Origin of the sequence: Psychrobacter sp. 1U1 (assembly GCF_051847535.1) — a bacterium.
GTDB lineage: Bacteria > Pseudomonadota > Gammaproteobacteria > Pseudomonadales > Moraxellaceae > Psychrobacter > Psychrobacter saeujeotis.
The window spans coordinates 140,897-167,065 of the sequence record NZ_JBPYDD010000003.1 but is presented as its reverse complement, the minus strand read 5'-3'; the positions used below and the strand labels follow the sequence as shown (position 1 = coordinate 167,065).

At 43.0% G+C, this 26,169-nt stretch carries 20 protein-coding genes; 17 read left to right on the top strand and 3 right to left on the bottom strand.

Annotation, left to right across the window (positions count from 1 at the left end):
* Positions 1–345 precede the first annotated feature (345 nt).
* The 11 genes from ACS8FB_RS05210 (at position 346) to ACS8FB_RS05160 (ending at position 13,517) form a co-directional block, all read left to right on the top strand.
* A complete protein-coding gene (locus tag ACS8FB_RS05210; RefSeq protein WP_439261390.1) occupies positions 346–4,104 on the top strand; it encodes a nitrate reductase subunit alpha in 3,759 nt (1,252 codons plus the stop codon).
* Between the two features lie 87 nt (positions 4,105–4,191).
* Positions 4,192–5,730: a nitrate reductase subunit beta gene (narH, locus tag ACS8FB_RS05205; RefSeq protein ID WP_439261389.1), complete on the top strand. Its 1,539-nt coding sequence runs from the start codon at positions 4,192–4,194 to the stop codon at positions 5,728–5,730.
* 1 nt (position 5,731) lies between these two features.
* Positions 5,732–6,601 (top strand): nitrate reductase molybdenum cofactor assembly chaperone, encoded by an 870-nt coding sequence (gene narJ / locus ACS8FB_RS05200; RefSeq protein ID WP_439261388.1) that lies wholly within the window; start codon positions 5,732–5,734, stop codon positions 6,599–6,601.
* Positions 6,602–6,612: 11 nt separating this feature from the next.
* A complete protein-coding gene (gene narI, locus ACS8FB_RS05195) occupies positions 6,613–7,338 on the top strand; it encodes a respiratory nitrate reductase subunit gamma (RefSeq protein WP_439261387.1) in 726 nt (241 codons plus the stop codon).
* Between the two features lie 144 nt (positions 7,339–7,482).
* A complete protein-coding gene (locus tag ACS8FB_RS05190; protein WP_439261629.1) occupies positions 7,483–8,478 on the top strand; it encodes a peptidylprolyl isomerase in 996 nt (331 codons plus the stop codon).
* 224 nt (positions 8,479–8,702) lie between these two features.
* Positions 8,703–9,827, top strand: coding sequence for a GTP 3',8-cyclase MoaA (moaA, locus tag ACS8FB_RS05185; RefSeq protein WP_439261386.1), 1,125 nt, complete (start codon positions 8,703–8,705; stop codon positions 9,825–9,827).
* A gap of 51 nt (positions 9,828–9,878) precedes the next feature.
* Positions 9,879–10,409 carry a molybdenum cofactor biosynthesis protein B gene (gene moaB, locus ACS8FB_RS05180; protein ID WP_439261385.1) on the top strand — a complete coding sequence of 177 codons (531 nt, stop codon included), beginning with the start codon at positions 9,879–9,881 and terminating at the stop codon, positions 10,407–10,409.
* A 192-nt stretch (positions 10,410–10,601) separates the two neighbouring features.
* Positions 10,602–10,883, top strand: coding sequence for a MoaD/ThiS family protein (locus ACS8FB_RS05175; RefSeq protein ID WP_439261384.1), 282 nt, complete (start codon positions 10,602–10,604; stop codon positions 10,881–10,883).
* 383 nt (positions 10,884–11,266) lie between these two features.
* Positions 11,267–11,575 carry a hypothetical protein gene (locus tag ACS8FB_RS05170; RefSeq protein ID WP_439261383.1) on the top strand — a complete coding sequence of 103 codons (309 nt, stop codon included), beginning with the start codon at positions 11,267–11,269 and terminating at the stop codon, positions 11,573–11,575.
* Between the two features lie 9 nt (positions 11,576–11,584).
* The gene (locus ACS8FB_RS05165) at positions 11,585–12,580 is read left to right on the top strand and encodes a phosphatase PAP2 family protein (protein WP_439261382.1); all 996 of its coding nucleotides are present in this window, start codon (positions 11,585–11,587) and stop codon (positions 12,578–12,580) included.
* Between the two features lie 187 nt (positions 12,581–12,767).
* The gene (locus tag ACS8FB_RS05160; RefSeq protein WP_439261381.1) at positions 12,768–13,517 is read left to right on the top strand and encodes an MBL fold metallo-hydrolase; all 750 of its coding nucleotides are present in this window, start codon (positions 12,768–12,770) and stop codon (positions 13,515–13,517) included.
* Positions 13,518–13,541: 24 nt separating this feature from the next.
* Here ACS8FB_RS05160 and ACS8FB_RS05155 read toward each other — a convergent pair whose 3' ends face one another.
* The 3 genes from ACS8FB_RS05155 to ACS8FB_RS05145 form a co-directional block, all read right to left on the bottom strand.
* The gene (locus ACS8FB_RS05155) at positions 13,542–13,886 is read right to left on the bottom strand and encodes a hypothetical protein (protein ID WP_439261380.1); all 345 of its coding nucleotides are present in this window, start codon (positions 13,884–13,886) and stop codon (positions 13,542–13,544) included.
* A 71-nt stretch (positions 13,887–13,957) separates the two neighbouring features.
* Positions 13,958–15,373: an NAD(P)/FAD-dependent oxidoreductase gene (locus ACS8FB_RS05150; RefSeq protein ID WP_439261379.1), complete on the bottom strand. Its 1,416-nt coding sequence runs from the start codon at positions 15,371–15,373 to the stop codon at positions 13,958–13,960.
* Between the two features lie 483 nt (positions 15,374–15,856).
* Complete coding sequence (locus ACS8FB_RS05145; protein ID WP_439261378.1) at positions 15,857–16,762, bottom strand: LysR family transcriptional regulator; 906 nt, start codon at positions 16,760–16,762, stop codon at positions 15,857–15,859.
* A 100-nt stretch (positions 16,763–16,862) separates the two neighbouring features.
* On the opposite strand from ACS8FB_RS05145, the gene ACS8FB_RS05140 reads away from it, so the two are divergent.
* The 6 genes from ACS8FB_RS05140 (at position 16,863) to ACS8FB_RS05115 (ending at position 26,166) form a co-directional block, all read left to right on the top strand.
* On the top strand, positions 16,863–17,843 hold the full coding sequence (locus ACS8FB_RS05140; RefSeq protein WP_439261377.1) for a YhdH/YhfP family quinone oxidoreductase: 981 nt from the start codon (positions 16,863–16,865) through the stop codon (positions 17,841–17,843).
* Between the two features lie 1,042 nt (positions 17,844–18,885).
* A complete protein-coding gene (locus ACS8FB_RS05135) occupies positions 18,886–19,947 on the top strand; it encodes a histone deacetylase family protein (RefSeq protein ID WP_439261376.1) in 1,062 nt (353 codons plus the stop codon).
* Positions 19,948–20,015: 68 nt separating this feature from the next.
* Positions 20,016–21,263, top strand: coding sequence for a Zn-dependent hydrolase (locus ACS8FB_RS05130; RefSeq protein ID WP_439261375.1), 1,248 nt, complete (start codon positions 20,016–20,018; stop codon positions 21,261–21,263).
* 310 nt (positions 21,264–21,573) lie between these two features.
* Entirely contained in the window at positions 21,574–23,001 is a 1,428-nt protein-coding gene (locus ACS8FB_RS05125; RefSeq protein ID WP_439261374.1) for a sodium:solute symporter family protein, read from the top strand.
* A 174-nt stretch (positions 23,002–23,175) separates the two neighbouring features.
* The gene (locus ACS8FB_RS05120; RefSeq protein WP_439261373.1) at positions 23,176–24,831 is read left to right on the top strand and encodes a thiamine pyrophosphate-dependent enzyme; all 1,656 of its coding nucleotides are present in this window, start codon (positions 23,176–23,178) and stop codon (positions 24,829–24,831) included.
* 411 nt (positions 24,832–25,242) lie between these two features.
* Positions 25,243–26,166 carry a LysR family transcriptional regulator gene (locus ACS8FB_RS05115; protein WP_439261372.1) on the top strand — a complete coding sequence of 308 codons (924 nt, stop codon included), beginning with the start codon at positions 25,243–25,245 and terminating at the stop codon, positions 26,164–26,166.
* Positions 26,167–26,169: the final 3 nt, after the last annotated feature.

Sequence of the window (26,169 nt, the reverse complement as noted above, 5' to 3'; positions counted from 1 at the left end):
TTAAAGGGTTTTGATAATGCCACTTACTCCGGTAAGTGGCATTTTTTTTGCCAAAAATTTGGTTTTTATGTGGTTAAGTCTATGTGCTTTAGGAGCGTTTTTTATAGGTCGAGCATGATAGCAACTACTACTTAGGAGGTAGAGCACTGCTCATATTAGCTGATAGTCAGGTTATCAAGGCTCACTTAGAATGATGATATCTAAATAGTATTTATCAAAATAGTATGAACAGCCGTTAAGCATAGAGCGATTTATCCAAAGCCTGTCACACAAACCTAATTTCATGACCTTAGCGCTTAATCAATCACTGTTCACAATATAAGCCATCAAGTAGAGGATAGCCAAATGAGTCATTTACTCGACCAGTTCCGCTTTTTTAAACGCAAACAAGGCGAATTTGCCGATGGGCATGGTGAGACTCGTGATGAGTCGCGCGCGTGGGAGAACGTCTATCGTAGCCGCTGGCAGTATGACAAGATTGTGCGCTCAACGCATGGGGTCAACTGTACAGGCTCTTGCTCATGGAAAATCTATGTCAAAAACGGCTTGGTCACGTGGGAGACGCAGCAAACTGACTATCCTGAAACGCGCCCTGATCTACCAAACCACGAACCGCGCGGCTGCCCACGGGGCGCAAGCTATAGCTGGTATATGTACTCAGCCAACCGCGTCAAATACCCAAAGGTACGTAAGCCGCTACTCAAACTATGGCGTGAAGCCAAAGCCCAATATCCTGATCCCGTCGACGCTTGGGCCAGTATCGTTGAGGACCCAATCAAAGCTGAGCAGTACAAATCCAAGCGCGGCTTGGGCGGCTTTATTCGCTCGACGTGGGTGGAGGTGAATGAGATTATCGCTGCCAGTAACGTCTATACTGCCAAAACTTTTGGCCCTGATCGCATTATTGGTTTCTCACCGATTCCGGCGATGTCGATGGTCAGCTATGCTTCTGGTAGTCGCTATTTATCACTCATTGGTGGCGTTTGTTTGTCGTTTTATGACTGGTATTGTGATCTGCCGCCAGCATCCCCAATGACTTGGGGCGAGCAAACCGACGTGCCAGAATCCGCCGATTGGTACAACTCTGACTATATTATCGCTTGGGGCTCAAACGTACCACAAACGCGCACGCCCGATGCGCATTTCTTCACCGAAGTTCGTTATAAAGGTACTAAGACCGTTTCTATTACGCCTGATTATGCTGAGATCTCTAAGCTGACCGACTTATGGCTAAACCCTAAACAAGGAACCGATGCAGCAGTGGCGCAAGCCTTTTGTCATGTGATTATCAAAGAGTTTTATCTTAAGCAGCCAAGCGATTATTTCTTAGACTATGCCAAGCGCTATACCGATTTACCAGTGTTAGTGATGTTAGAAGGAGATGAGAATTCGCGCCGTGCTGGTCGTTATCTGCGCGCTTCTGACTTGGTGGATAATTTAGGGGAGGAGAATAATCCAGAATGGAAAACTATTGGCTTAAATAATGATGGTGAGCTGGTGTCGCCACTAGGCTCTATCGGCTATCGCTGGGGCGAAAAAGGCAAATGGAATCTTGAACAAAAAAATGGCGCAACAGGCGCAGATATTGACTTAACCTTGACTCTAAAAGACAACAGCGAGACCTGTGTCGTTGACTTTGATTACTTTGGTCATGTCGATCATCCGCACTTTACCTCAGTGCCAGGCGAGCCAATACAACAAAAAACCGTCCCTTGTAAAACCATCACCCTTGCCGATGGTAGTACCGCTATTGTGGCAACCGTTTTTGATTTAACTGTGGCCAATCTTGGTGTCGATAACGGCGTTGGCGGCGAGCATGTTACTGATGACTATAATGATGCCACGGTACCAGGCACGCCAGCTTGGCAAGAAGTAATCACCGGTCTTAGCCGTGAGCGTGTCATTCAAGTGGCGCGCGAGTTCGCAGAAAACGCGCACAAAACCCATGGTAAATCGATGATTATTATTGGTGCCGGCATGAACCACTGGTATCACCTCGATATGAACTATCGCGGCGTCATTAACATGCTGATGCTATGCGGTTGTATCGGCAAATCTGGCGGCGGCTGGGCGCATTATGTCGGTCAAGAAAAACTGCGCCCGCAAACCGGCTGGTTACCACTAGCCTTTGCCCTTGATTGGCACCGTCCGCCGCGTCATATGAACGGGACGAGTTTTTTCTACGCGCACAGCTCACAGTGGCGTCACGAGACTATCTCCGCTCACGAGATACTCTCGCCCAATGCCAATAAAAAATTCTTCCCTGAGCACATGCTTGATTACAACATTCAAGCCGAGCGTGCTGGTTGGTTGCCATCAGCACCGCAGCTCAACCGTAACCCATTAACGATAGCAGCCCAAGCTAAAGCTAGTGGTAAGGGCGTCGAAGAATACGTAGTGGACTCACTACAAGATAATAGCCTACGTTTTGCTTGTGAGTCTCCAGATAATCCTGCTAACTTCCCACGCAATATGTTTATTTGGCGCTCAAACCTGCTGGGCTCATCAGGAAAAGGTCACGAATATATGCTGCATTACTTCTTAGGTACTAGAAACGGTCTCTTAAATGAAGAAAACCCTACCGGTCATTTGCAGCCAAAAGAAGTCGATTGGGTCGAAAAAGGCCCAACTGGCAAGCTTGATTTGGTCGTTACCTTAGATTTTCGCATGTCCTCGACTTGTCTATACTCAGACATCGTTTTGCCAACAGCGACCTGGTACGAAAAAGATGACATGAATACCTCAGACATGCATCCGTTTATTCATCCCTTAACAGCGGCAACCGACCCTGCTTGGGAGTCCAAATCAGATTGGGAAATCTATAAAGGCATCGCCAAAAGCTTCTCTGAGCTATCAAAAGGTCATTTAGGGGTTGAGACCGATGTGGTGACTTTGCCGATGCAGCATGACAGCCCAGGTGAGCTAGCGCAGCCCTTTGGCGGTACAGACTGGAAAACTGCCGGTGAAAAACCAGTACCGGGTAAAAACTGTCCCATGATTAAGATCGTTGAGCGTGATTATCCCAATACTTATAAGAAGTTCACCTCTATGGGACCGGCGCTTGAGGCACTAGGCAACGGCTCAAAAGGTCTAAATTGGGATATGAAAACCGAAGTCAAACAATTGGGTGACTTAAACCACCGTGTCACTGAGCCAGGTATCTCTGAAGGGCGACCCCGTCTGAATACCCCAGTGAATGCCTCTGAGATGATTTTGATGCTGGCGCCTGAAACCAATGGTCACGTGGCGGTCAAAGGGTGGTCGGCATTGTCTGAGTTTACGGGTCGCGATCATACCCATTTGGCCAAATCCAGCGAGCACGAAAAAATCCGCTTTAAAGACATCGTCGCCCAACCGCGCAAAATTATCTCAAGCCCGACGTGGTCTGGCATTGAGTCTGATGAGGTGAGCTACAACGCTGGTTACACTAACGTTCATGAACTGATCCCTTGGCGCACCATTACAGGTCGTCAGCAGTTTTATCAGGATCACCCATGGATGCAAGCGTTCGGTGAGCAGATGCAGCAGTATCGTCCGCCTATCGACACTAAAACCACCGATATCATTCAAAACACCAAGCCCAATGGTAATAAAGAGATCGTACTGAACTTCTTAACGCCGCACCAAAAATGGGGCATCCACAGTACCTACTCTGAAAACTTACTGATGCTGACGCTAAGTCGTGGTGGCCCTTGTGTTTGGATGTCAGAAGTGGATGCACAAAAAGCCGGTATCGTCGATAACGACTGGATTGAGCTCTTTAATGCTAACGGCGCTATCACGGCTCGCGCTATTGTCAGTCAGCGCGTCAAAGAAGGTATGACTATGATGTATCACGCGCAAGAAAAACTAGTCAACGTACCTGGCTCGCAGCAAACCGGTATCCGCGGCGGTATTCATAACTCAGTGACCCGTACTATCTTAAAACCAACGCATATGATTGGTAGCTATGCACAGCAGTCTTATGGCTTTAACTATTATGGCACGGTCGGCTGTAACCGCGATGAGTTTGTGGTGATTCGCAAAATGTCGAAGATCGACTGGTTAGAAGAAAAACCAGATGATTCATTACCGCGCCCATTGCCTACTAGCATCGATGGCTAAAGCTATTTTTCTCAAAGAGATATTCTGATTTTTGGATATCTCTTAAGAAACCAAAGCTGCTTTTTTACTACTATTTGGAGCACACCCATGAAAATTCGTTCACAAGTCGGCATGGTGCTTAACCTTGATAAATGTATCGGTTGTCACACTTGCTCAGTCACCTGTAAAAATGTTTGGACCAGCCGCGAAGGGATGGAATACGCGTGGTTTAATAACGTTGAATCAAAGCCCGGTATTGGTTATCCCAAAGAGTGGGAAAATCAAAGCAAATGGCGCGGCGGTTGGATACGAAACGCTAACGGCACGATAAACCCGCGTATCGGCGGTAAGTTTCGCGTACTAGCCAATATCTTTGCCAATCCTGATTTGCCAGAGATTGATGATTATTACGAGCCGTTTGATTTTGATTATCAGCATTTGCATACCGCGCCTATCGGTAATTATTCCCCAATCGCCCGCCCGCGCTCAGCCATCACCGGCAAGCGTATGCAAAAGATTGAATGGGGCCCTAACTGGGAGGAAATCCTCGGCTCAGAGTTTGAAAAACGCCGTAAGGACAAAAACTTCGACAACATTCAAGCTGAGATTTACGGTGAATACGAAAACACCTTTATGATGTATTTGCCGCGTCTATGCGAGCATTGTCTGAATCCCACCTGTGTGGCGTCATGCCCCAGTGGCGCGATTTATAAGCGTGAAGAAGACGGTATTGTCCTCATTGACCAAGAAAAATGCCGCGGCTGGCGCATGTGTATTTCAGGCTGCCCATACAAAAAGATTTACTACAACTGGAAATCGGGCAAGTCAGAAAAATGCATTTTCTGTTATCCGCGTATCGAAGCTGGCATGCCAACGGTTTGCTCAGAGACCTGTGTTGGCCGTATCCGCTACCTAGGCGTATTACTCTATGATGCCGATAAAATCGCTGAAGCCGCTAGCATGCCAAACGAGCAAGATCTGTATCAAGCGCAGCTCGATGTGTTCTTAGATCCTAATGACCCAGCGGTTATCGCCCAAGCCCTAAAAGATGGCGTGCCGCAATCGGTCATTGACTCAGCGCAGAAATCACCTGTTTATAAGCTGGCGATGGATTGGAAGCTTGCGCTACCACTGCACCCTGAATACCGGACGCTACCGATGGTCTGGTATGTGCCGCCATTATCACCGATTCAAAACGCGGCTGAAGCGGGCAAAGTCGGTATGGATGGTCTGATTCCAGATGTCGATAGCTTGCGTATTCCGCTGCGTTATTTGGCCAATATACTCACCGCAGGCGATGAAGAACCGGTACGTTTAGCGCTCAAACGCTTGCTTGCCATGCGTAGCTACAAGCGTATGCAATTGGTTGAGAAGCAAGAGGTACAAAGCATTTTGGACGAAGTTGGTTTGACCAAGCACCAAGTGGAAGAGATGTATCGTTACCTGGCGATTGCCAATTATGAAGATCGTTTTGTCATTCCAACCGCGCACCGCGAAGAGGCATTGAGCGATGCTTTCGCGGAACGTAATGGCTGCGGCTTTAGCTTTGGTGAAGGTTGTTCAGGACAATCTGATAACAGTATGTTCGGTCAACGCAAAACCAATCGTCGTGATTTTATCGATACCGTACAAAAGTGGGAGTCATAAGATGCAAACTACTCAAACTCACAATGACAGCACAGTGCATGAGTCTATTGAGCCGGCCGTAATCGGCTCATCAGACCTAAAGATACTCAAAGTCTTAAGCTTGCTTATCGACTATCCAAGCAACGAGCTATTCTTAGGCGATACCTTGGCCGATTGTACCGAGATTGTTGCTAGGTCGACATTGATTAGCCCGCAAGTACGCACACAAATTATCGACTTGATTGAAGACTTAATCGATACCGGTTGCCTTGAGGCGCAGGCGCGTTATGACGGCCTCTTTGAGCGTGGTCGCTCGTTATCGCTATGGCTGTTTGAGCATGTGCATGGCGAATCGCGTGATCGCGGCCAAGCGATGGTTGATCTGATGAATCAGTATCAGGAAGCCGGTTTTGAGATTAGCGTTAAAGAGCTGCCTGATTTCTTACCGTTATATCTTGAGTTTTTGGCTTATCAAGCCGCCGTCATCACCGACGATATTCAAATCCGTATGGATATTGCTGACGTCAGCCATATCATTGCGCTACTTGCAGCAAGACTTGAGGATCGCGGCAGTGTCTATCAAGGCTGTTTTAATGCGCTATTACAGATTGCTGGCAAGCCTCTAGAGATAGTTGAGGAATATCAAGAAAAAATCAGCGAAGAGCAGCGTGATGATACCTTTGATGCACTAGATAAAGAGTGGGAAGAAGAAGTGGTGACCTTCTTAGATGCGCAGCAAGAAGAGCGTTGTCCTTCGCAAACCAGCACGCAAAACCTTGCGGCTAAAGCGGGCGTTAAGGCCAACTCAACAGCGCCTATGGTGGATGCTCCGGTGCATTGGGTGGACTTTAACCAAAGTCCAAAACAAAATCAATCGGCTAGCCAATCATAAGGAGAGAGGACATGAATCTTGGAGCGCCTAGTATACAAGCTTTAGCCAGCCTAAATTGGCTGCAAATATTCCTTTTTGGGGTGTATCCCTATATTGCGCTAGCGGTTGCTATCGTTGGCACTTGGGTACGCTTTGATTTGTCGCAGTACTCATGGAAGACGGGCTCCTCGCAGATGCTCAGATCTAAAAACATGCGCTGGGCAAGCAATCTATTCCATGTCGGTATCATCATTGTACTGCTGGGACATTTTTTCGGTCTACTCACGCCGCATATTTTTTATGATCGCTTTATCAGCGCCGGCAATAAGCAAATCTTAGCGGTCGTGGTCGGCGGTATCGCAGGCGCGTTTTGCTGGGTGGGGCTGGTGATGCTGATGTGGCGCCGCTTCACTGATGATCGCATCTCTAACACCTCAAATTTCTCCGACAAGCTGGTACTGGTTCTGTTATTTATCCAATTGACGTTAGGGATGATCACCATCTTTACCTCAGCGCAGCATTTAGATGGTTTAACCATGCTCAACTTCGCTGGCTGGGCGCAGGACATTACCGTGCTAAGACCACTGCAAGCCGCGGCGCGTATTGAGCAGGCGGATCTGATTTATCAGCTGCACATGGCACTTGGGATTACCTTGATTATGATCTTCCCATTCACGCGCTTGATTCATATTATCAGTGCGCCGGTATGGTACTTTGGCCGTCGTTATCAGATCGTCAGACAGAAAAAATCACAATAAGATAGTGGTCATTTTAGGCTAATAACTGGCTTAAAGTGATGTTAAAAAAAGCTTTGATTGCTAGTCGCGAGTGGGCTAGTAATTATAAAATGATGCAACGATATCTAAAATTTCTACATACGAATACTGAGCGGAGCAACAATGATGACTGTCAATACTTATCACCCAAGCCACCACGTAAATAACGAGTCTAAAGCCCCGAATGCTGCTATGGAGAATAACGAGGATATTATCCGTATCATGCCAACGACAGCAGACCTGAAAAAACCGCATTCGGATCAAGAGTTTATCGAACGAGCGATGAGTGAGGAGCGTAGTAACCACAAAAACCTAATTGCTTCTAGCCGAGATGAGCTACCCTCTGTCACCGTCAACGGGGTAATGATTGATCGCACTGATATTGCGCAAGAGCTACAGTATCATCCGGCCGCTAATAAAGAAGACGCGGTGTTTTTGGCGACGCAAGCTTTGGTCGTGCGCGAGCTGTTGCGCCTAGCAGTACTAGCTGAGCCAAGTCTTGGCATCTCTGCTTGGAAGCAAGATGAAGAGCAGGCTATCTCTAATTTAATTGATAAAAATGTGCAAGCCACTATTGCGGATACCGCCACTTGTGAGCGTTATTATCAGCAAAATATCACTGACTTTAAGACCGATCCTATTATGTCGGTGCGGCATATTTTGTTAGCGTGCGCCCCTGATGACGGCGATGAACGTCTAAAACTAAAAAAGAATGCTTATGAGCTGATTAAGCAAATTAACAACGATGCCAATCCTAGTGCACAGTTTATTGAACTGGCTCGTCAGTATTCTGCTTGCCCCTCAAGAGAGCAGGGCGGCGAGCTTGGCGTGATTGATAAAGGACAAACCGTGCCCGAGTTTGAAAGTCATCTCTTTAAACTAGATAAAGGATTGGCACCCAGCCCTATTGAAAGCCGATATGGTTTTCATATTGTTGAGGTGCTAGATAAGCAGCCGGGCATTCAAATGACTTATGAGCAAGTCAGTCCCGCCATTCACAATAAGCTTAGCCAACAAGCCTTTCACCAAGCATTGTGCGATTATCTGTTTACTTTAGCCAATGAGGCCAATATAGAAGGTATTGAGATGAGTCTGGAGCAAGAAAACATCTTTCGAGGGTAGTGGCCTTTGTACTGTTTTTCTATACTTCCCATAAAAACTTTATAGCGTCTCATGAACCCTAAGTAATCTAGTTTCTACTCCTTAAGGGGTAGAGGTGAGATCATTTAGGGTTATTTCGTCGGTAATCGTTTTTTGTCATAATAGCGATTCACTATTATTTTTCCATTCATAACCTGAGGCGATGCTTAGAGCCAACCATTTATCCTTATTAACGGTATACTGATATGACCCATCTTGCCCCCACTTTAGGGAACGTGCAACGCTATTATCCCAGTAAAGACGCCGCCTTTACTGCTGATCATAAAGCATTGTCCATACCATCAGCAGCTACTGCTGTAGCGTCTACAGCGCTTTTTAATCGTAGCGAACCCCAACGACCGCTGACGGATAGTTTTGCTCGGGAGCTGACATATCTGCGTTTGTCTATTACTGACTTTTGCAACTTTCGCTGTGAGTATTGCTTGCCCGATGGTTACCAAGGTAGGCCTCCTGAAGATGAATTGACAGTCGCTGAAATTGCAACGCTAGTGCGTGGGTTTGCGCAAGTAGGTACGACCAAAGTGAGGATTACCGGCGGCGAGCCCTCTATTCGCCGCGATGTCGTCGATATCATTAAGACCATCAAACAAACTCCCGGTATTGAGATGGTCGCGATGACGAGCAATGGCTATAAACTTGGCAAGCATTTAGCGAGTTGGCAAGCTGCTGGGCTGAACCAGATTAATATCAGTATGGATAGTTTTGAGCCTGATGTTTTTCATAAGGTGACAGGGTTTAATATGCTACCGCAATTGATGGCTGATATGGATGAGCTATTGGCCACTACTGATATTAAACTAAAGATAAATAGTATTTTGATGGCCGAAACCGCCTATGAAAATCTTATTAATGCCATCGACTATATCAAACAGCGCCCAGTCACTTATCGCTTTATTGAGTTTATGCAGACCAGTGATAACAGCGAATTATTCTTCGCTCAACACGCCCAGTCCGAGCTGATTACCAATTATCTGATTAGCCACGGTTGGCAGCCACACGCGCGCGGTCATGCAGATGGCCCCGCTATCGAATACAGTCACCCAGACTACCTAGGACGCATTGGTATGATTGCTCCCTATGCTGCACACTTTTGTGATAGCTGTAATCGTCTGCGTGTAAGCTCTCAGGGCAAGGTACATTTATGTCTCTTTGATCAAGGCAATTACGATATTCGTGAGCATCTAAAAGGTGATGATGTCGAAGGGCTCATCAACACCTTATATAGCTTTATGCCGATTAAGCCTGAGCACCATCATTTGCACGATGCCAATAGTGGCATGATGCATAACTTGTCGATGATTGGTGGTTAAAATTCTTCATCACTAATTTTATAACAACCAAATAACTATTAAGGAATATCCATGAGTAAGCCTGCCGCTGACTTTATCCCTCTTAATATCGCTATTTTGACAGTCTCCGATAGTCGCACCATCGCTCAAGATAGCTCAGGACAATGTTTGGTCGATCAGCTAACCACCGCAGGTCATCATTTGGCGGACCGTAAGCTGATTAAAGATGATATCTATCAAATCAGGGCGGTAATTAGTCGCTGGATAGCAGATCCTGAAGTGCATGCAGTAATTACTACTGGTGGCACGGGCTTTTATATTAGAGACAGTATGCCGGAGGCGGTAGGGGTGTTGTTTGATAAAGCTATCGACGGCTTTGGTGAGATGTTCCGTCTAATCTCAAAAGACGATATCGGTATGTCAACAGTACAATCGCGAGCAGTGGCTGGCATGGCCAATGGTACGGGTATCTTTTGTCTGCCAGGATCGACAGGAGCCTGCCGCACTGGTTGGGAGGAGATATTACAAGAGCAATTTGATAGCCGTACGCGTCCTTGCAACTTTGTGCCGCACTTCATGCGAGTAAATCCTAGTCATGGCTAAATCTACTGAGATGACCAAAAAATACAGTATTACTCAACCGTACTCATGACCTGATCCTGTTTTGTCATCCTTTTATAAGCATACCTAGACTAGGTTCTTAGTGACTAGGTTTTTAGTCTATAAAATGTACGTGTTTTAGTTGATGACCTACCCCAACAGTAACCTGGTTTATTAAATAAGAGGATAACAGCAATGGGCGTTATCGCTAAAAACATGGACACAGATAGTTTAATAAATATTAATGTTTTATATTTTGCCAGTCTAGCTGATAAAGCCAGATGTAATGAAGAAAAAATACAAGTGCCACCATCAATATCATTAACTAAGCTGTACGAGACGCTTTGTCAAAAGCACCGTTTTGATCTTCCGCAGTCTGATCTAAGAGTGGCAGTAAATGACTATTTTGCTAAGTGGACAGATGAGATACATGAAGGTGATAACGTAGTATTCATCACGCCAGTAGCAGGTGGTTAAAAGTGTCAGACAATAGACATAATCAAGCGGTGGCCATCAAACGTAGTGTCGTAGATGACATCTGTGTCTGACTTAATATAGCTACGCTGACTTGGCGCTCAATCAAGAGCCGTTTAACCTATAAAATTAGCATAGCTTGCCATACTAAATAAATGGCCCTGATGGTAAAGCATAAAATAACCTCTGTAAGTGAATACTTATAGGGGGGTTTTTGCTATGAATTTTTTCATGAGCTAGGATAAAGATTAGAAAACCTTTATCCTAGCTCATAGTATGGTAAGTACGTTTTATGAGAATGGGCTGAAAAGCACCCTCCATTTAATTCACCCAATAGTAGTACGACAGTTTTAGCACCGATAAAGATTACAACTAGGATCATAACTATGATAACAATAAAAAAATCAGCCAGCCACGATCCATTTACGCGCGTATGTATAGAGCTGATTGAGGACGAACATAGTATTCACAGCATTACAGCGAATGAGGAGCACTGCGCGCGGTATGCCGAGAGAAGCATCGGTATCGTCACCGCCCTTGTACCCCATATTGGTTATGATAATGCTAGCCGTATCGCAGGCCTAGCTTTGGACAGTGGCTTAGGCGTGGCAGAGCTGGTCAGACGCGAAGGGCTACTAAGCGCTGAGCCGCTAGCAGCGATTTTATCTCCTAGCACTATGACCACAAACTCTTGAGGGCTAGGTGTGATTACTGTTCTACAAACCCAGCCGCCGCTATTTTTATTAAGTATTCTACTATTAGTCGTTATCGTAGTTTTATGGGCATTGCAATATGTTGTCATTCGCTATGGCAAACCCGTCTTTATACTAGCCAAGAGATATTGGCGCAAGTTTGAGCAGTATTTTGGCGTGGATAAGCGACTGATTCACTTAAAAAATAGCCAGCCAAAGCTTTATCAGTTTTTTTGGCAGCGACTACACGTTGAACATTTTTATGGCTTGCCACTGACTATCTTGTTCTTGCTGATGGTCTATATAGCAGCGGTATTCGTGGGATTGGTTGAAGATGTGGTTACCTCCGACGCTATAGTCGCGCTCGATCTCTTGGTCTCGCAGCAGATGAGCTTGTTAAATGAAGCTGGCGTCATACATTTTTTTATTTTAATTACCAGCTTAGCCTCTACGCCGATTACCATTTTAGTGGTGTTATTGACGGCTATCACATGCTGGGTTGTGCGCCAACGTTATATTATCATAGGCTTACTAATAGCCGTCATCGGTAGTACGGCATTTACCTTTTTAAGTAAAATGATCTTTGAGCGCGCCCGTCCTATGGATATCTTATTGTACGAGAGCACGTACTCTTTTCCCAGTGGACACGCTACTATTACCATTGCTCTCTATGGGTTTATCGCGTACACCGCTATTCGCTTTAGCCAACACTTTGCGACACAAGTGCGCATCGTTATGGCAACTGCCTTGTTAACCGTGCTGATAGGACTAAGTCGAATACTACTAAATGAGCACTATTTGAGCGATGTATTAGGCGGCTATTTGGTCGGCAGCTTATGGCTACTAGTGGCGATCAGCGTGACGGAATGGTTGACTACTAAAGATAAAATTAACTGGCAAACACCTTGGTCAAACAAGCAGGTCTATTTGGTTGGGTTTAGTATCGTTAGTGTGCTGATTGGTACTTTAATATATGCAGGTATTTATCAGTTTCCATTGCTCGCTTAGATGACTTGTTAGCTTTAGCGACCGTTAATGTCCTTATGTAGACGTTAAATAAGCGCTATACGACTCTATGCAGTTAGAATCAACATACGTTATCTATTGTGTAGCGTTATATAAAAATACTATACTATACTGTAATATAATATATAGATACCATATATATTGAGTCTATAACAAATAAGGAAGCGTTATGATTTTTCGGCAATTGTACGAGCCTCTCTCGAGCACTTATACCTATTTAATAGGGGATGAGGACACAGGGGAGGCAATTTTAATTGATCCGGTTATTGCCACTATGGATCGAGATTTGGCCGAACTGCACAAGCTGGGCTTAAAGCTGGCATACACTGTTGACACGCATATTCATGCTGACCATATTACCGCTGCATTAGAGATGAAGCGCGCCGTTGGCAGTCAGATTGCAGCGCCAGCTTATGATCGGTTGGAGTGTGCTGATGTCGGTCTAGAGGAGGGTGTCCCCTTAACAGTAGCTGGCATCACTATAGACCCTCTACATACGCCAGGGCATACCGCTGGGCATTTTGCTTATCTATTTGATGGGCGGGTATTCACAGGAGATGCTTTATTGATTGAAGGTTGCGGTCGTACGGACTTCCAAAACGGTGATGCTGATGCCTTGTATGACTCTGTGCGCAACAAGCTGTTTGCTTTGCCTGATGAGACTTTAGTTTATCCTGCCCATGATTACAAAGAGCGCTTTGTCTCCTCAATCGCACAAGAAAAAAAGCGTAATCCACGGCTTGGCGGAGATATATCTATTGAGGCGTTTCGAGATATCATGAATAACTTGAACCTGCCGTATCCAAAATTCATTGATCACGCGGTACCTGGCAATCAGCAATGCGGTGTCTGTCCAGAGGATTTACCAGAGAACCTAGCAGGCTACTGTCGTCAGATGACTCAAAGCCCTCAAGGTTAAAGGCGTTGCTATATTGAATGAGGCTTAGGCGCGATGCTCAGCGCCTATCAATCCTGTCATAAGCGGCAGCAACACCAAATAAGCATAAACTAATAATGCCACTACCATCGTAAGATGAAACGCCCAATCTACCCAATAATTCAGATCTGCCAAGCTGGCTTTAAACAGCATCGGCAATACAAAAAAGCCAATGACAGCGACGATAGCCGATAGCACACCAGCGACCCGATACGCCAGTTTTTTATGCCGACCTTTGATGACCCAGTAGCCCCACGCCACAAGTAACACGAGTAATAACATGATCACCAAGGTAGCGTTCTCTAGTATCGCCTCCCATAACATCATAAACGCTTGGTTTAGCAGTAACATAGCATGTGCTCCTCAATTTTGATTCAGAAAGTAAAGCGACTATACGTCACTAAAATTGACTCTATAGAACGCTAAACCTGACCTTTAGCGACCGCCATATACGCAGGTTTTAGCATCATCTCCTCTAAAAACCAAGCAAAGTAGCTCTCTTGTAATGGGTCTACTAGAGGCACGCTAGGGGTTAAGTTATTGTCATAGTCGAACTCAACCAGCATCGCTTCACCTTCTTTTATGAGCAGTGGGCACGATGTATAGCCATTGAACTTTTGGCTGGGTGCGCGCCCTTGTATCGCGTCGATAAGATTCGTCGTCACTATCGGTGCAGAGAGCTTGACGGTGGCGGCCGTCTTACCTTTTGGCGTACCATTGATATCGCCTGCGCCAAAGACATTGTCATACTGCTTATGCTGTAGCGTATATTTATCGACATCAAGCCAGCCTATCTCATTTGCTAGTGGGCTATTGAGTACGCTATCGACTGCAAACATAGGGGGAACCACATGAATAAAGTCGTAATCTTGCTGGTTTCGGTCGCCGTTTTTGTCCGTAAAAATAGCTGTTTTGCTACCTTTATCGATCGCTGTTAGGCGCTGCTCAAAGTTAACCTTTATCGGCGGATCATACGATGCCCAGCGTGACAATATGTTGTCATTGACAATAGGCACGCTAAAGACGGTCTTATGAGGGCTAAAAAACTCAATATCACTATCGTGGCGAGTGCCTGTCTGCATAAGTCTATCGTGTAGCATAAAGGTCATTTTTAGTGGCGCACCCGCGCATTTCATATCGGTATGTGCCAAAGTCATCACCGCGCGTCCACCTGTCTGGCGAAAGATATCCATCTGCTGCCATGTCTTTAGGGCAGTCTCTGGACTGGCATAGACGCTACCGATACCATCCGTTCCCAAGTCATCAAGACTGAGCCCTTCAATTTGCTCATAACCCAGCCGAAGTCCAGTTGCAATCACCAGATAATCATAGTCTAGGATTGTGCCACTATCGGTCACCACTTGATTATTATCAGGTAAAAACTCACGGGCATTTTCTTGTACCCAATTGATATCTGTAGGCATCAAGTTAGCATTGTCGTCAGTGACCTTGTCCGTACTGCTCCAAACCCCAGTGGCGAGCAAGGTGTAGCCTGGCTGATAATAATGAACTTTGCGGCTGTCTAAGATGGTTAACGTGGCATTAGGTAACTGACGGCTGAGTCTGTTGGCAACGCCCAATCCTGCCACACCTGCACCCACAATTACGATATTGGGATTGTCTTGATGAGTGGGCAAGGTAGAGCATCCCGTCATCGTCATGCCACTCATGACAGCGCCTGTGGCCAAGCTTGCCCCAATAAACTGACGACGATTAAACGGTTTTAGACCCTTTGCCTTTAACGAGGTGCGCGGATCTTGATTAGGGTGTTGCTTGGCAGTAGATGAGCCATCTTTGGGGCTTGTTAGATAAAGCGAATTACTAAAAAGTAGTTTCATAATATTATCCTCAAATTGTTAAAAGATGACTGACCGTTACCCTTAGATGATCGCTGTGGCTAAACAATCGTTACGCCGAAACTTAACGAATCAGCTCAATGAATCGGTCTGCTTAATCAAAATCAAAACCGTCGTTTGCTGAAATAACGATATATTAAACAACTATATATAAAATAATATATTAATATAACTGTAATATCCATAATTGTTTTTGATATGTGGACGAATTTTGGAACACATTGGATTTAGCTATATTTTGCTAAAACAGGTGTGATTTTATGCTTATCGCTAGAGAAGATAACTAAAACACTCAAGTTTGTTGGTCAGGATATGACAGTAGAGGTCATGCGCTAGAGTAGTCGAAAAGCTAGCGACATGCTTTTTAGGATTGGAATTACGCGGAGCTGAAGATAAGCCTGCTAGGGGTTGATGCGCTGAAAAGAAGCAGAATAAGACATGAACGATCTTATAAAGTAGTAAAAATTATAAAGCTAAGCGGTCTATCAGCTCAGTACATTTCTCTCTTAGAGTATCTCTAAGCAATCTTACTGCAGGTGTTATCGACTGCCTGCTTGGGCAAATTAGCCAAAGCTCATTTTGCTTTGCTTGATAGTCAGTCATGATAGGTATCAGTCGGCCTGCTAATATATCGTTAGATAGATCCAAACAAGACTTTACCGCAAGCCCTTTGCCTTCAATACACCAATGCTTAACTAAATCGCCATCATTAGATGCTCGGTTGCCATTCATTTTTACTTTATACGTCTGCTTGTCTTTGGTGAATTCCCAAACATCGTGGGTCTTATCGTACAGCTGATAAAACAGGGCATTGTGCGCTGGCAGCTCATGCGGGTGTTGAGGTGTGCCATATTGTTCTAGATACTCAGGTGACGCACAAAGTAAGCCTTGCGTATCACATATCTTAAAGCCATAAAGTCCAGCATCTTTGGGTGAGCCATAGCGTAACGCCATATCTACAGAGTCGCGATAAAAGTCGATCTGACTATCACTTAAGTTCACTCTCAAGCTTAAATTTGGGTGTTTGTCTAATAACTCATCAAGCCACGGCGTGACAACATTTCGTCCTAGATCAGAAGGTAGGGTGATTCGTAACTCCCCATCAATAACGTTAAGGTCTTCTTTTATATTTTGTTTCGCTTGTTCAAGCAGTAATAGAGCTTTTTCGCATTCTGGTATATAGCGCTCTCCTGCACTCGATAGCCGTAACTGCCGCGTTGTTCGGATAAATATCTCAGCACCCAATGCTTTTTCCACCCGTTTCAGTGCCGCGCTAGCCGTGGCCACACGCATGTCCAGATGCGCTGCCGCAGCAGTGATACTGCGGTGTTCAGAGATTTTTAGAATAACTTCAAGGTCGGATAACAACATATTTTCAATTCCTATTTGATAATGTATCAAATATTACCCTGTTTATTATGCAATAAGCCAGCGTTATGATAGTAGCCACTTAACCAATTGGTGTCATATTATGAAAGCATTTGTCGTAGAAAAGAGCGAAGATAAAACATTCTCAAGCAGCATACAAGAGGTGCCTGTACCTCAATGCGGCGAAGATGATGTGGTTATAAAGGCCACTTATTCCTCCTTAAACTATAAGGATGCCTTAAGCTCTATAGGTAATCCTGGTGTGACCAGAAAATTCCCACATATCACAGGTATCGATGTGGCAGGCGTGGTACATGAAACGACTTCTGACGCCTTTACTGTTGGCGAAAAAGTGCTAGTGACGGGTTATGATTTAGGCATGAATACCGATGGCGGTCACGCTCAATTTGTCAAAGTGCCGGCCTCATGGGTTGCAAGAGTACCTATGGGAATAACTGATAAAGACATCATGACTTTTGGTACGGCAGGACTGACTGCAGCTTTGAGCGTTAATGAGCTGATAAATAATGGTGTCAAGCCTGAAGATGGAGAGGTTTTAGTCACTGGAGCAACAGGCGGCGTCGGTTCTATAGCCGTCTCAATACTTAGTAAGATTGGCTTTAGCGTCGTTACGGTGTCAGGAAAAGAGACACAAATTGAGTACTTAAAACAAATTGGTGCCACAGAAGTTATCCTCAGACAAGCCTTTAATGAGGACGCCAAAAAGACAATGATGGCTGAGAGATATGCTGGGGTGGTTGATACAGTCGGCGGTGACATCTTAGCTAATGCTTTGAAGTATATAAAATACGATGGTGTCGCAACGTGCTGTGGATTGACCGCTTCACATGAATTAAATACCAACGTATTCCCATTTATTTTACGAGGTGTCAGATTAATCGGTATTGATTCTGTCGAGTGCAAGCTTGACAAGAAGCAAGCGGCTTGGAATAAACTCGCTGATGAATGGAAGGTAGAGACACTAGCAAGTATCACTAATGAAATTGCGCTCGAAGATATCAAAGCAATTTATCAGTTGATGCTAGAGGGACAGTCAGTTGGTCGCTATGTGGTCAAAATATAGAGGGGCTGCTTCTTTGTCTACATAACTATTTTTTTTATCTACATAATACAGTTGTGAGTCACCCAATCGCTCTTAGAGACTTAGTCTGTCAAAGACACAAGACAGCTTTGGGCGGCTTAAAAGAGGTGTTAATTAGTAAGTAAACTGAGAGCCAGGTGTGATAATGCTTAAAGGGCTTGAGGTAATGCGAGGTTATGTCTAAATACATTGTTTTAAATAAATGATTGGTGCGCCCACCAGAATTCAAATTAATACGTTAAGTTAATGATAAATAATGCTTTTATAAGTTCAGATAATAATAATACCGTAAGTGATTAAAATGATAGTGTAAATGCTACTTTTTTCAAATTGTCTGACCTCCGCTATCAAATCCGTACAGTTAAACCTGGGATATTTTAGTTACGCAGCTTGATGGTAAAAGTCAGACCATAACTTGCTTGGTGATCTATAGACCAAACTTTTTTAATGCTAATCACACTACGAGCATAGTTTTTGTCTTGCATCAGGGCGAAACAGTGCTTCGCTTTATCCTCTAATATCCCTCGTTCCTCTTCGAATATTATAAATTGGCGTTTATTCTTTTCCGATATGGCTATCTTCTTGACAGCCTTGGCTTTAAATTTGCCATTTTATGTTCTGATTTTTTTGTCATGACAAACTCCGGTTAATACGCTTAGTTTAGCAATTTTAATTGTAAAGTTTCTTCAGCATAGCTCAAACAGCATCTTTTCATACAACACACTAATGACGTTTGGATGCTTTCACATATATTCTTTTTTTTAATCTCTAATTACAAGTTCAATTGTAATTTTAATCAATCAGTTTCTTATGAAATTAACTTTACAGATATTAGCTGTGCTTATATATGCTATTAATTTATAACGTTTGACTGTGACTTTTCAGCAACATATATTAGAGAAAAACAAGTAAAACCTATTAAATATAGCCATCTCCCATAGGGTGTAGCCAAATATACTTTAGTAAGTGTATTAGGATTTTTAATATAATTTTTAAGTAATTTAGAAACAAGGAAACGTTCAAAATGAAAATTTATAACCACGAAAATCAAATGCTTCATTATCCGAAAAGCTATTTTTCTCGAGGGAAAATGCGTCAGCCGCAAGAAAAGCCTGAGCGTTTGACTGAGCTTCTAAAAGCACCAGAAGCTCTAAACTTGAAAATCACGATGGCTAAAGAGATAGGTATCGCCCCGATTTTAGCAGTGCACGATTTGGGGTACGTGAATTTTTTGAAGAACGCTTATAGTGAGTGGATAGCGGTAGACGAAGACATGGGTGAAGAGGTCCAGACTACTATCTATATGCCAAATAATAATGATGGCTTAGGTATTTTGGCAAAAGCCGCCAAATATCAAGCGGATGGTAGTGCCCCTATCGGTGAGCATTCGTGGGATTCTATTTACTGGTCAGCTCAAACGGCTCTCAACGCGGCTGAGTGCTTATTGAATGATGCAGATCATCAAAACTCTAATGAGAATAAGGTACAAATATGTCTAACCAGACCTGCAGGGCATCATGCTCGCAAGAGCGCGGCAGGTGGTTTTTGTTATCTAAATAATGCTGCCATCATCGCTGAACATCTTCGTCAGGAATTTCAAAAAATTGCCATCATAGATACGGATATGCATCATGGTCAGGGCATTCAGGAATTATTCTACGACCGTAGTGATGTGTTATATACGTCTGTACATGGCAGTCCTATTAATTTTTATCCAGTAGTCGCAGGTCATGAGCACGAACGAGGTGTAGGGGCGGGCTATGGATATAACATCAACTTTCCAATGCCACATGGCACAGATGAATCCGGATTTTTTCATTACGTCGATCAATCAATCGACGCTCTAAAACTCTTTGACCCAGACGTTATTGTTCATGTTTTAGGGTTTGATGTTTATAAAGATGATCCACAAGCCAAATGTCATGTTAGCACTGAAGGCTTCAAAATTTTGGCAGAGAAAATCCAAGCAATAAACAAACCGGTCATTGTGCTGGTCGAAGGAGGGTATTGCATAGAAAAGCTCAATGAAAACTTACAAGCTTTCCTCTCTGGGTTTACTGCAGAAAAAATCATTGATAATGACTAGTTGTAGTCAGTGATTGATTGTTTATTGAGCTATCTAACGAAATTAGAATCTATGAAGGTCGGACTAAAATGATAAAAAATGCTGAGATCATTGGCAACGAGACTCGCTTATGGGCATCTTTGATGGATATGGCCAAGATTGGTCCAGGTATTGCTGGTGGCAGCAATAGACAGGCGCTAACAGATGAAGATAGTGAAGGTCGTACTCTTTTCAAGAATTGGTGTGAAGCTGAAAATATGGTGGTAAAAATTGATGAGCTTGGCTCTATGTTCGCTTTTAGAGCGGGTACTGATCCAAGTGCACGACCCATCATGATAGGTTCTCATCTCGATACGCAACCTACGGGTGGTAGATATGATGGTATTTTAGGCGTTTTAGCTGGACTAGAAGTTGTGCGTTCGCTTAATGAGCATAACATTAAAACTAAACACCCAATCGTCGTCGCAAACTGGACAAATGAAGAAGGTTCACGTTTTGCACCGTCCATGATTGCATCAGGCGTCTATGCCGGTAAATATGATCTCGAATACGCATACAATTGTACAGATCCAGACGGTATTAGTATAAAAGATGAGTTAATACGTACAGGTTGGCTGGGCGATATGCCCGTAGGTAAGCCTAAAATACATGCTTATTATGAATATCATATTGAACAAGGCCCTATCTTAGAGGCAGAAGATAAGTTGATAGGGGTGGTGACGCATGGTCAAGGTCTGGCTGCTCTTGAAGTGACATTGAAAGGTAAAGCTGCACATACGGGCTCGACACCCATGACAATGAGATCAAACGCTTCTTTGGCAATGGCCAAAATAATTCATGTCACCCATAATTTGGTCATGGACAATCAACCCAATACCGCAGTGTCAGTGGGTAAGATTGACGTTTCTCCAAACTCTCGCAATGTCCTTCCAAGTAAAGTGGTATTTACTATAGATATCAGGGCAGCTTCGCAAGATAAATTCGATAAGTTATGTAATCAGATAGAAGCTAAGGTGCATCAAATATCATCAGAGTTTGATGTGGGCTGTTCAATAGAGGTAGTAGGGCATAAAGATCCTGTAGCCTTTGACCCTAAACTAGTGAAGATAATTCGTGATGCAACTAGTAAGTTAGGTTACTCGAATACTGATATTTGCTCTGGTGCTGGACATGATGCCTTTTGGATAGCAGATGTAGCGCCTTCTGCAATGATTATGTGCCCTTGCGTGGATGGTATATCGCACAATGAAGATGAAGAGATTTCCTCTGAATGGGCGATTGCAGGCACTAATGTGTTGTTACATGCGGTATTAGAAACAGCGATCATAGAAAACTGATAGGTACCATGGGCAAGGCATTCAATAGGTATTTCATGATCGTAAAGTATAGAGGCGCTCTATAAATCAGTAACGTTCCTACGCCCTACAGTATTCAGAAAGCAAGTTTTTTTGATAATAGTTCATTGTCGATGAATGCTTGAGGGTGAGCGATATAAAAATTTATTAGGACAATTGCTCGACTTAATAATATAACAAGGATGTTCAATATAAGAACCTCCCTCCATTCTGAAAGTAGTCAGTTGTTTCGGTATTGGTATTGGAGTGATTGTTACTACAGGATATACAACAATCTATAGGGAATTTGATTATGTATAGTTCAAATGAAAGTTTGATTTTAGGTTCTTTAGTAGTTATATATTTCTTATTTTTATTTGGTGTATCGTTTTATATTAATAAGAAAAGTATTAAGACATATGACGATTATAATGTTGCGGGAAGATCTGTATCGATCTTTCCTCTTATCTTAACATTTGTAGGTACTGCGGTCGGTGGTGCAACGCTATTAGGTTTCATGCAGAATGGTTTTCTATATGGAATGGGGCAGCAATGGCTAAATTTTGCGATTTTCATTTCAGGTGTGCTGATGCTGGCGTTCTTTTTAAAGAGAATTCGGGCAATTGGCGAGAAGTATCAAATGGTAACGATTGCAGACTTTACTGTCTTAAGATTTGGTGAGGGCGCTAGAATCCCTACAGTTGTAAGTGTTTTGGTTGCAAACTGTGCGTTGACAGGAATGCAGTTTGCCGCTATTGCCACCATACTTAATTTGACAATGGGGCTAAATATAACCACTGGTATTTTAATTAGTTGGGTTCTACTTACATTAAAGACCTATTACGGTGGCATGAAGTCCGTGATTTGGCAAGACGCTTTTCATGGAACGATACAGACAGTCGGTATTTTTGTCTTATTTGTAGTCGTGATTTTGGCTTCTGGTGGCTTGCAAGAAGTATCTAAACAAGCCGCACTTGCTAACCAAAGTGAGTTTTTAAGTATACTCGGTATTTCGCCTTCTGAGGTGTTTGTTTATCTATTAACTATTGGGGCTTATCAGTTCCTTAGACAGGATTTGTGGCAAAGATTTTGGGCTGCTGGCAGCGCTAAAATAGCTAGAAATGGCTATTGGATAGCTATTGTTTTAGGTGCTTTGACCGCCTTTATGGTTATTGCTATCGGTGTTATGGCCCGCTTTGGGTTGAACCTAGGAGAAATCGATTCTAGTCTTACTTATTACATAGTAATTGGAGACGTATTTAGTTTTCCAATGATTGTAGTGATGATTATTGCCCTACTTGCAACTGTTATATCAACAGCCGACTCTTTCTGTATGGCTGGTGCCTCTTCAATTATAAACGATATCATTAAACCAAGATTACAGGAGAGCACGGATCTTGATAGTCGCTTATTAAAGTATAGTCGCCTTTCAGTTCTGATAGTTTCGATCTTTTCTTTATTACTAGCGCTATCTATCCCGAAATTAGTTGGTTTATGGGTGACAGGTGCAGCTATGTTAGTGTCAAGTTTATTAGCACCAGTCATTGCTGGCTTATTTTGGAAAAAGGCGACTCGATTAGGTGGCATAGTTGCCATGTGGGTTGGGTTAATCGTCGCAGTAACTTGGCAAATACTTGGACATCCATTTGGTTTGCATCCGATATTTATTGGTTTCCCAATCTCAGTCTTATTGGTTATTGTTGTTTCGTTAATGACTAGTGATAACAGTAGTAATATTTAGTAACTAATAAATTATTTGCTCAATTAGTGTTTAATACTCAGAAGCAATAACTAGTACTTAGAGTGATTGTCCTATGATTATTCCAATAAGGGAACTCATAGAATAGCTGGACAATTCATAATTTAAATAATGACGTTATGGCTAACACTATTTGAAGTAATTTGGGGGCAAAAAATGAGTGATTTAAAACATGGCGGTCAAGCCATTGTGAATAGCCTTAAACAACACGGAGTAGATCGAGCTTTTATAGTGCCGGGAGAAAGTTATTTAGCTGTACTTGATGGCCTGTATAACTCTGATATACAGACCATTGTTTGTCGTCACGAAGCTGCGTGTACTTATATGGCTGATGCACATGGTAAATTTACAGGTAAGCCAGGTATTGCCATGGTGACTCGTGGCCCAGGCGCTGCGCAAGCTTATACGGGCATTCATACGGCTTGGCAAGATGGTGTGCCGCTGATATTATTTGTCGGACTTATACCGGTTGCTGATAGGCAGCGTGAGTCATTCCAAGAGTTTGATCCGATACAGTGGTTCGGTAGTCAATGTAAACGAGTCTTCATTCTTGACGAAGTCTCTAGGGCATCAGAAATTGTTGCCAAAGCATTTCATGCTGCTTTAGAAGGTCGACCAGGACCTGTTGTAGTTGGATTACCTGAAGATATTATTCAGCAGCCATTTGAAAATCAGAAGCACCCTGTTATTCCTGTCGCTCAAGGCGCAATTACACAATCAGAGTTGCAATCAATAATTGATGCACTGTCTATGGCTAAAAAACCTTTAGTGTTTGTTGGTGGTCAAAATTGGGATGCTCAAACATGTCAAAAATTAACTAAGTTTGCCGAAGATAATTATATCCCCATCATACATGATTGGCGAGCCTCTGACAGGATCCCATTTGATTCGTCCGCTCATGCAGGTTACCTAGGATATGGTCGAGCAAATGGATGTGCAGACTTACTGGATTCAGCGGATATGTTGTTGACGATAGGTACTGTGCTTGGCGATGTGGCTAGTGATGGTTACACCTTGCGTCAATCATTCGATCAAATCAATTATGTTGTCAATTTAGATACCAGCTTACGCGGTCATAGCGGCGCTATCACTTCTCATATTGCCGCAAGTCCTATTAGTTTTATAAAGGCAATTACTGAATATAAATTCGACGGACTTGATGCTAAGTCACGTCTTTCATGGTTCAACCACTGTCATAAACAACAGCGTCAAGATAGCGCTTTCCCAGAAGTCACTCTTTCTTCTAATAGTCATGAAAAGTATGCCAGTATGACTTTGGTGATGAAAGAGCTGGTCAAAATTATTCCAGAAGATGCCGTATATAGCTTCGGTGCAGGCAATCATTGTTTGTGGGCGCAGAAATTTCTACCAACGAAGGTGTTTCCAAGTCAGTTAAGCAGTAGGAATGGGGCAATGGGCTATAGTGTGCCGGCGGGTATCGCTGCTGCCCTAGAGTCTCCTGAGCGTTTATCCGTTGTTGTTACTGGCGATGGTGAGTTTATGATGAACGAGGCAGAATTATCTACTTCGATACGTTATAAAGCTCCTATTTTAATTATTGTTATGGACAATGGTCAATTTGGTACTATTCGTCAGCATCAAGAGGCTCATTATCCGGATCGTGTGTCAGGTACACAGCTTCAAAACCCTGATTTTGCTTTGATGGCGCAGTCTTTTGGCGCTCATGGTATTACGGTAAATAGTGATGAGCGAGTCGAAGAGCAAGTTGCAGAGGCCATGCAAGTCGTACGTAAAGATCGCAAAACTGTGGTAATGCATGTGATTACTGATCCTGCTGAGTTAAATCCTTAGTAACTTTATTTAACGGATAACTCTTTCAGAGTCATTGTTCATGGCAAGTTGTTAAATTTATAAAGGCAAACTGGTAAAATTTTTCAATATTTTCAAAAAGAAGCTTAACATCAAGTGTTAGGCTTCTTTTTGTGCTGCATATGATTACAGATCTTAATGAGCTAACAATTTAGGTGTTAATTAGTTTGTTATGACAAAGAGGTGTTATGACAAGACATACAATAAGTCAGCATTTATATTGACTCACTATCTCTAGTTATATTGTATTATGGACTGATGACAATAATAAGAGGAGAGTTGAGAACTCGGAGGCTAAGTACATATCGCGAAGACTAAGTCCTTTATACCTTTGGCAGACCTCTCATATTGATTGGTTATCAATATATTTAGAATATAAGTACTGAAATTACTATGATACAACGGAAGTTAGCAGACAATTTAAATTGGACATTACTCCACGTATTAATTGCTATATGTGAAGAGGGGAGTATTAGTGCGGCGGCTGATCGTCTAAATATTACTCAATCTGCAGTTAGCCAAAATCTCAAAAAGCTTGAAGAACAACTCGAAAACCAACTTGTTATTCGTAATACTAAGCCGCTAGAGCTTACACCGATCGGTCGCTATTGTCTTCAAGTCGCTCAAACGATATTCACAGAGATTACTTCTATTGAAGCGATGAAAGGCAGTAATTTACATCTTCTAGAAGGTAATATTAAACTATTAGTTGTTAGTCGACTTCATAACCCTAAATATAATGATTTTTTGGTATATTTCAAAAAAAAATATCCGAACATTACGTTAGATTTGACGGTCAAATCAAGTACGGATATTTTGAATGATTTAAAGCAAAAAAACCCTGCTATTGGTATTTGTTTAGCAAAGCATACATCCGATACTCTCAATCAACAAATACTCTTCAATCAACGTTATTACCTATATTGTGGATATCACCATCCTTTGTTCTCGGTAAAAGATTTAAGTATTAGTAATATACTAAAAGAAAATTTTATTGCATTTAATAGCGAAGCTATTGGTGATGTTCTTTCACCAATAACGTTATTTAAAGAAGCTCATGATTTTACTGGTCAAGTTAGTGCTTATACAAATAATTTAGATGAGCTGGTTCGACTGATTTACACTGGATATGGCATAGGTGCTTTGCCAGATCATTTTGTTGCTGCTACTCATCTAGCATCTAAACTTAGACGCTTGCCCCCGAAAGATGGTATTGCTGATATACCTGTATATATTTTTTGGCACAAGCATCGCGCTTTGTCCGCTATTGAAGCCAAATTTATCGAAGAAATTATAGAGTTTGATATGTCTTTTTAATAG

What these genes read in the sequence shown, in the direction of transcription:
- ACS8FB_RS05210 (WP_439261390.1), top strand. Translation starts at nt 346, where the DNA reads ATGAGTCATTTACTCGACCAGTTCCGCTTTTTTAAACGCAAACAAGGC.
- narH (WP_439261389.1), top strand. Translation starts at nt 4,192, where the DNA reads ATGAAAATTCGTTCACAAGTCGGCATGGTGCTTAACCTTGATAAATGT.
- narJ (WP_439261388.1), top strand. Translation starts at nt 5,732, where the DNA reads ATGCAAACTACTCAAACTCACAATGACAGCACAGTGCATGAGTCTATT.
- narI (WP_439261387.1), top strand. Translation starts at nt 6,613, where the DNA reads ATGAATCTTGGAGCGCCTAGTATACAAGCTTTAGCCAGCCTAAATTGG.
- ACS8FB_RS05190 (WP_439261629.1), top strand. Translation starts at nt 7,483, where the DNA reads ATGACTGTCAATACTTATCACCCAAGCCACCACGTAAATAACGAGTCT.
- moaA (WP_439261386.1), top strand. Translation starts at nt 8,703, where the DNA reads ATGACCCATCTTGCCCCCACTTTAGGGAACGTGCAACGCTATTATCCC.
- moaB (WP_439261385.1), top strand. Translation starts at nt 9,879, where the DNA reads ATGAGTAAGCCTGCCGCTGACTTTATCCCTCTTAATATCGCTATTTTG.
- ACS8FB_RS05175 (WP_439261384.1), top strand. Translation starts at nt 10,602, where the DNA reads ATGGGCGTTATCGCTAAAAACATGGACACAGATAGTTTAATAAATATT.
- ACS8FB_RS05170 (WP_439261383.1), top strand. Translation starts at nt 11,267, where the DNA reads ATGATAACAATAAAAAAATCAGCCAGCCACGATCCATTTACGCGCGTA.
- ACS8FB_RS05160 (WP_439261381.1), top strand. Translation starts at nt 12,768, where the DNA reads ATGATTTTTCGGCAATTGTACGAGCCTCTCTCGAGCACTTATACCTAT.
- ACS8FB_RS05155 (WP_439261380.1), bottom strand. Translation starts at nt 13,886, where the DNA reads ATGTTACTGCTAAACCAAGCGTTTATGATGTTATGGGAGGCGATACTA.
- ACS8FB_RS05150 (WP_439261379.1), bottom strand. Translation starts at nt 15,373, where the DNA reads ATGAAACTACTTTTTAGTAATTCGCTTTATCTAACAAGCCCCAAAGAT.
- ACS8FB_RS05145 (WP_439261378.1), bottom strand. Translation starts at nt 16,762, where the DNA reads ATGTTGTTATCCGACCTTGAAGTTATTCTAAAAATCTCTGAACACCGC.
- ACS8FB_RS05140 (WP_439261377.1), top strand. Translation starts at nt 16,863, where the DNA reads ATGAAAGCATTTGTCGTAGAAAAGAGCGAAGATAAAACATTCTCAAGC.
- ACS8FB_RS05135 (WP_439261376.1), top strand. Translation starts at nt 18,886, where the DNA reads ATGAAAATTTATAACCACGAAAATCAAATGCTTCATTATCCGAAAAGC.
- ACS8FB_RS05130 (WP_439261375.1), top strand. Translation starts at nt 20,016, where the DNA reads ATGATAAAAAATGCTGAGATCATTGGCAACGAGACTCGCTTATGGGCA.
- ACS8FB_RS05125 (WP_439261374.1), top strand. Translation starts at nt 21,574, where the DNA reads ATGTATAGTTCAAATGAAAGTTTGATTTTAGGTTCTTTAGTAGTTATA.
- ACS8FB_RS05120 (WP_439261373.1), top strand. Translation starts at nt 23,176, where the DNA reads ATGAGTGATTTAAAACATGGCGGTCAAGCCATTGTGAATAGCCTTAAA.
- ACS8FB_RS05115 (WP_439261372.1), top strand. Translation starts at nt 25,243, where the DNA reads ATGATACAACGGAAGTTAGCAGACAATTTAAATTGGACATTACTCCAC.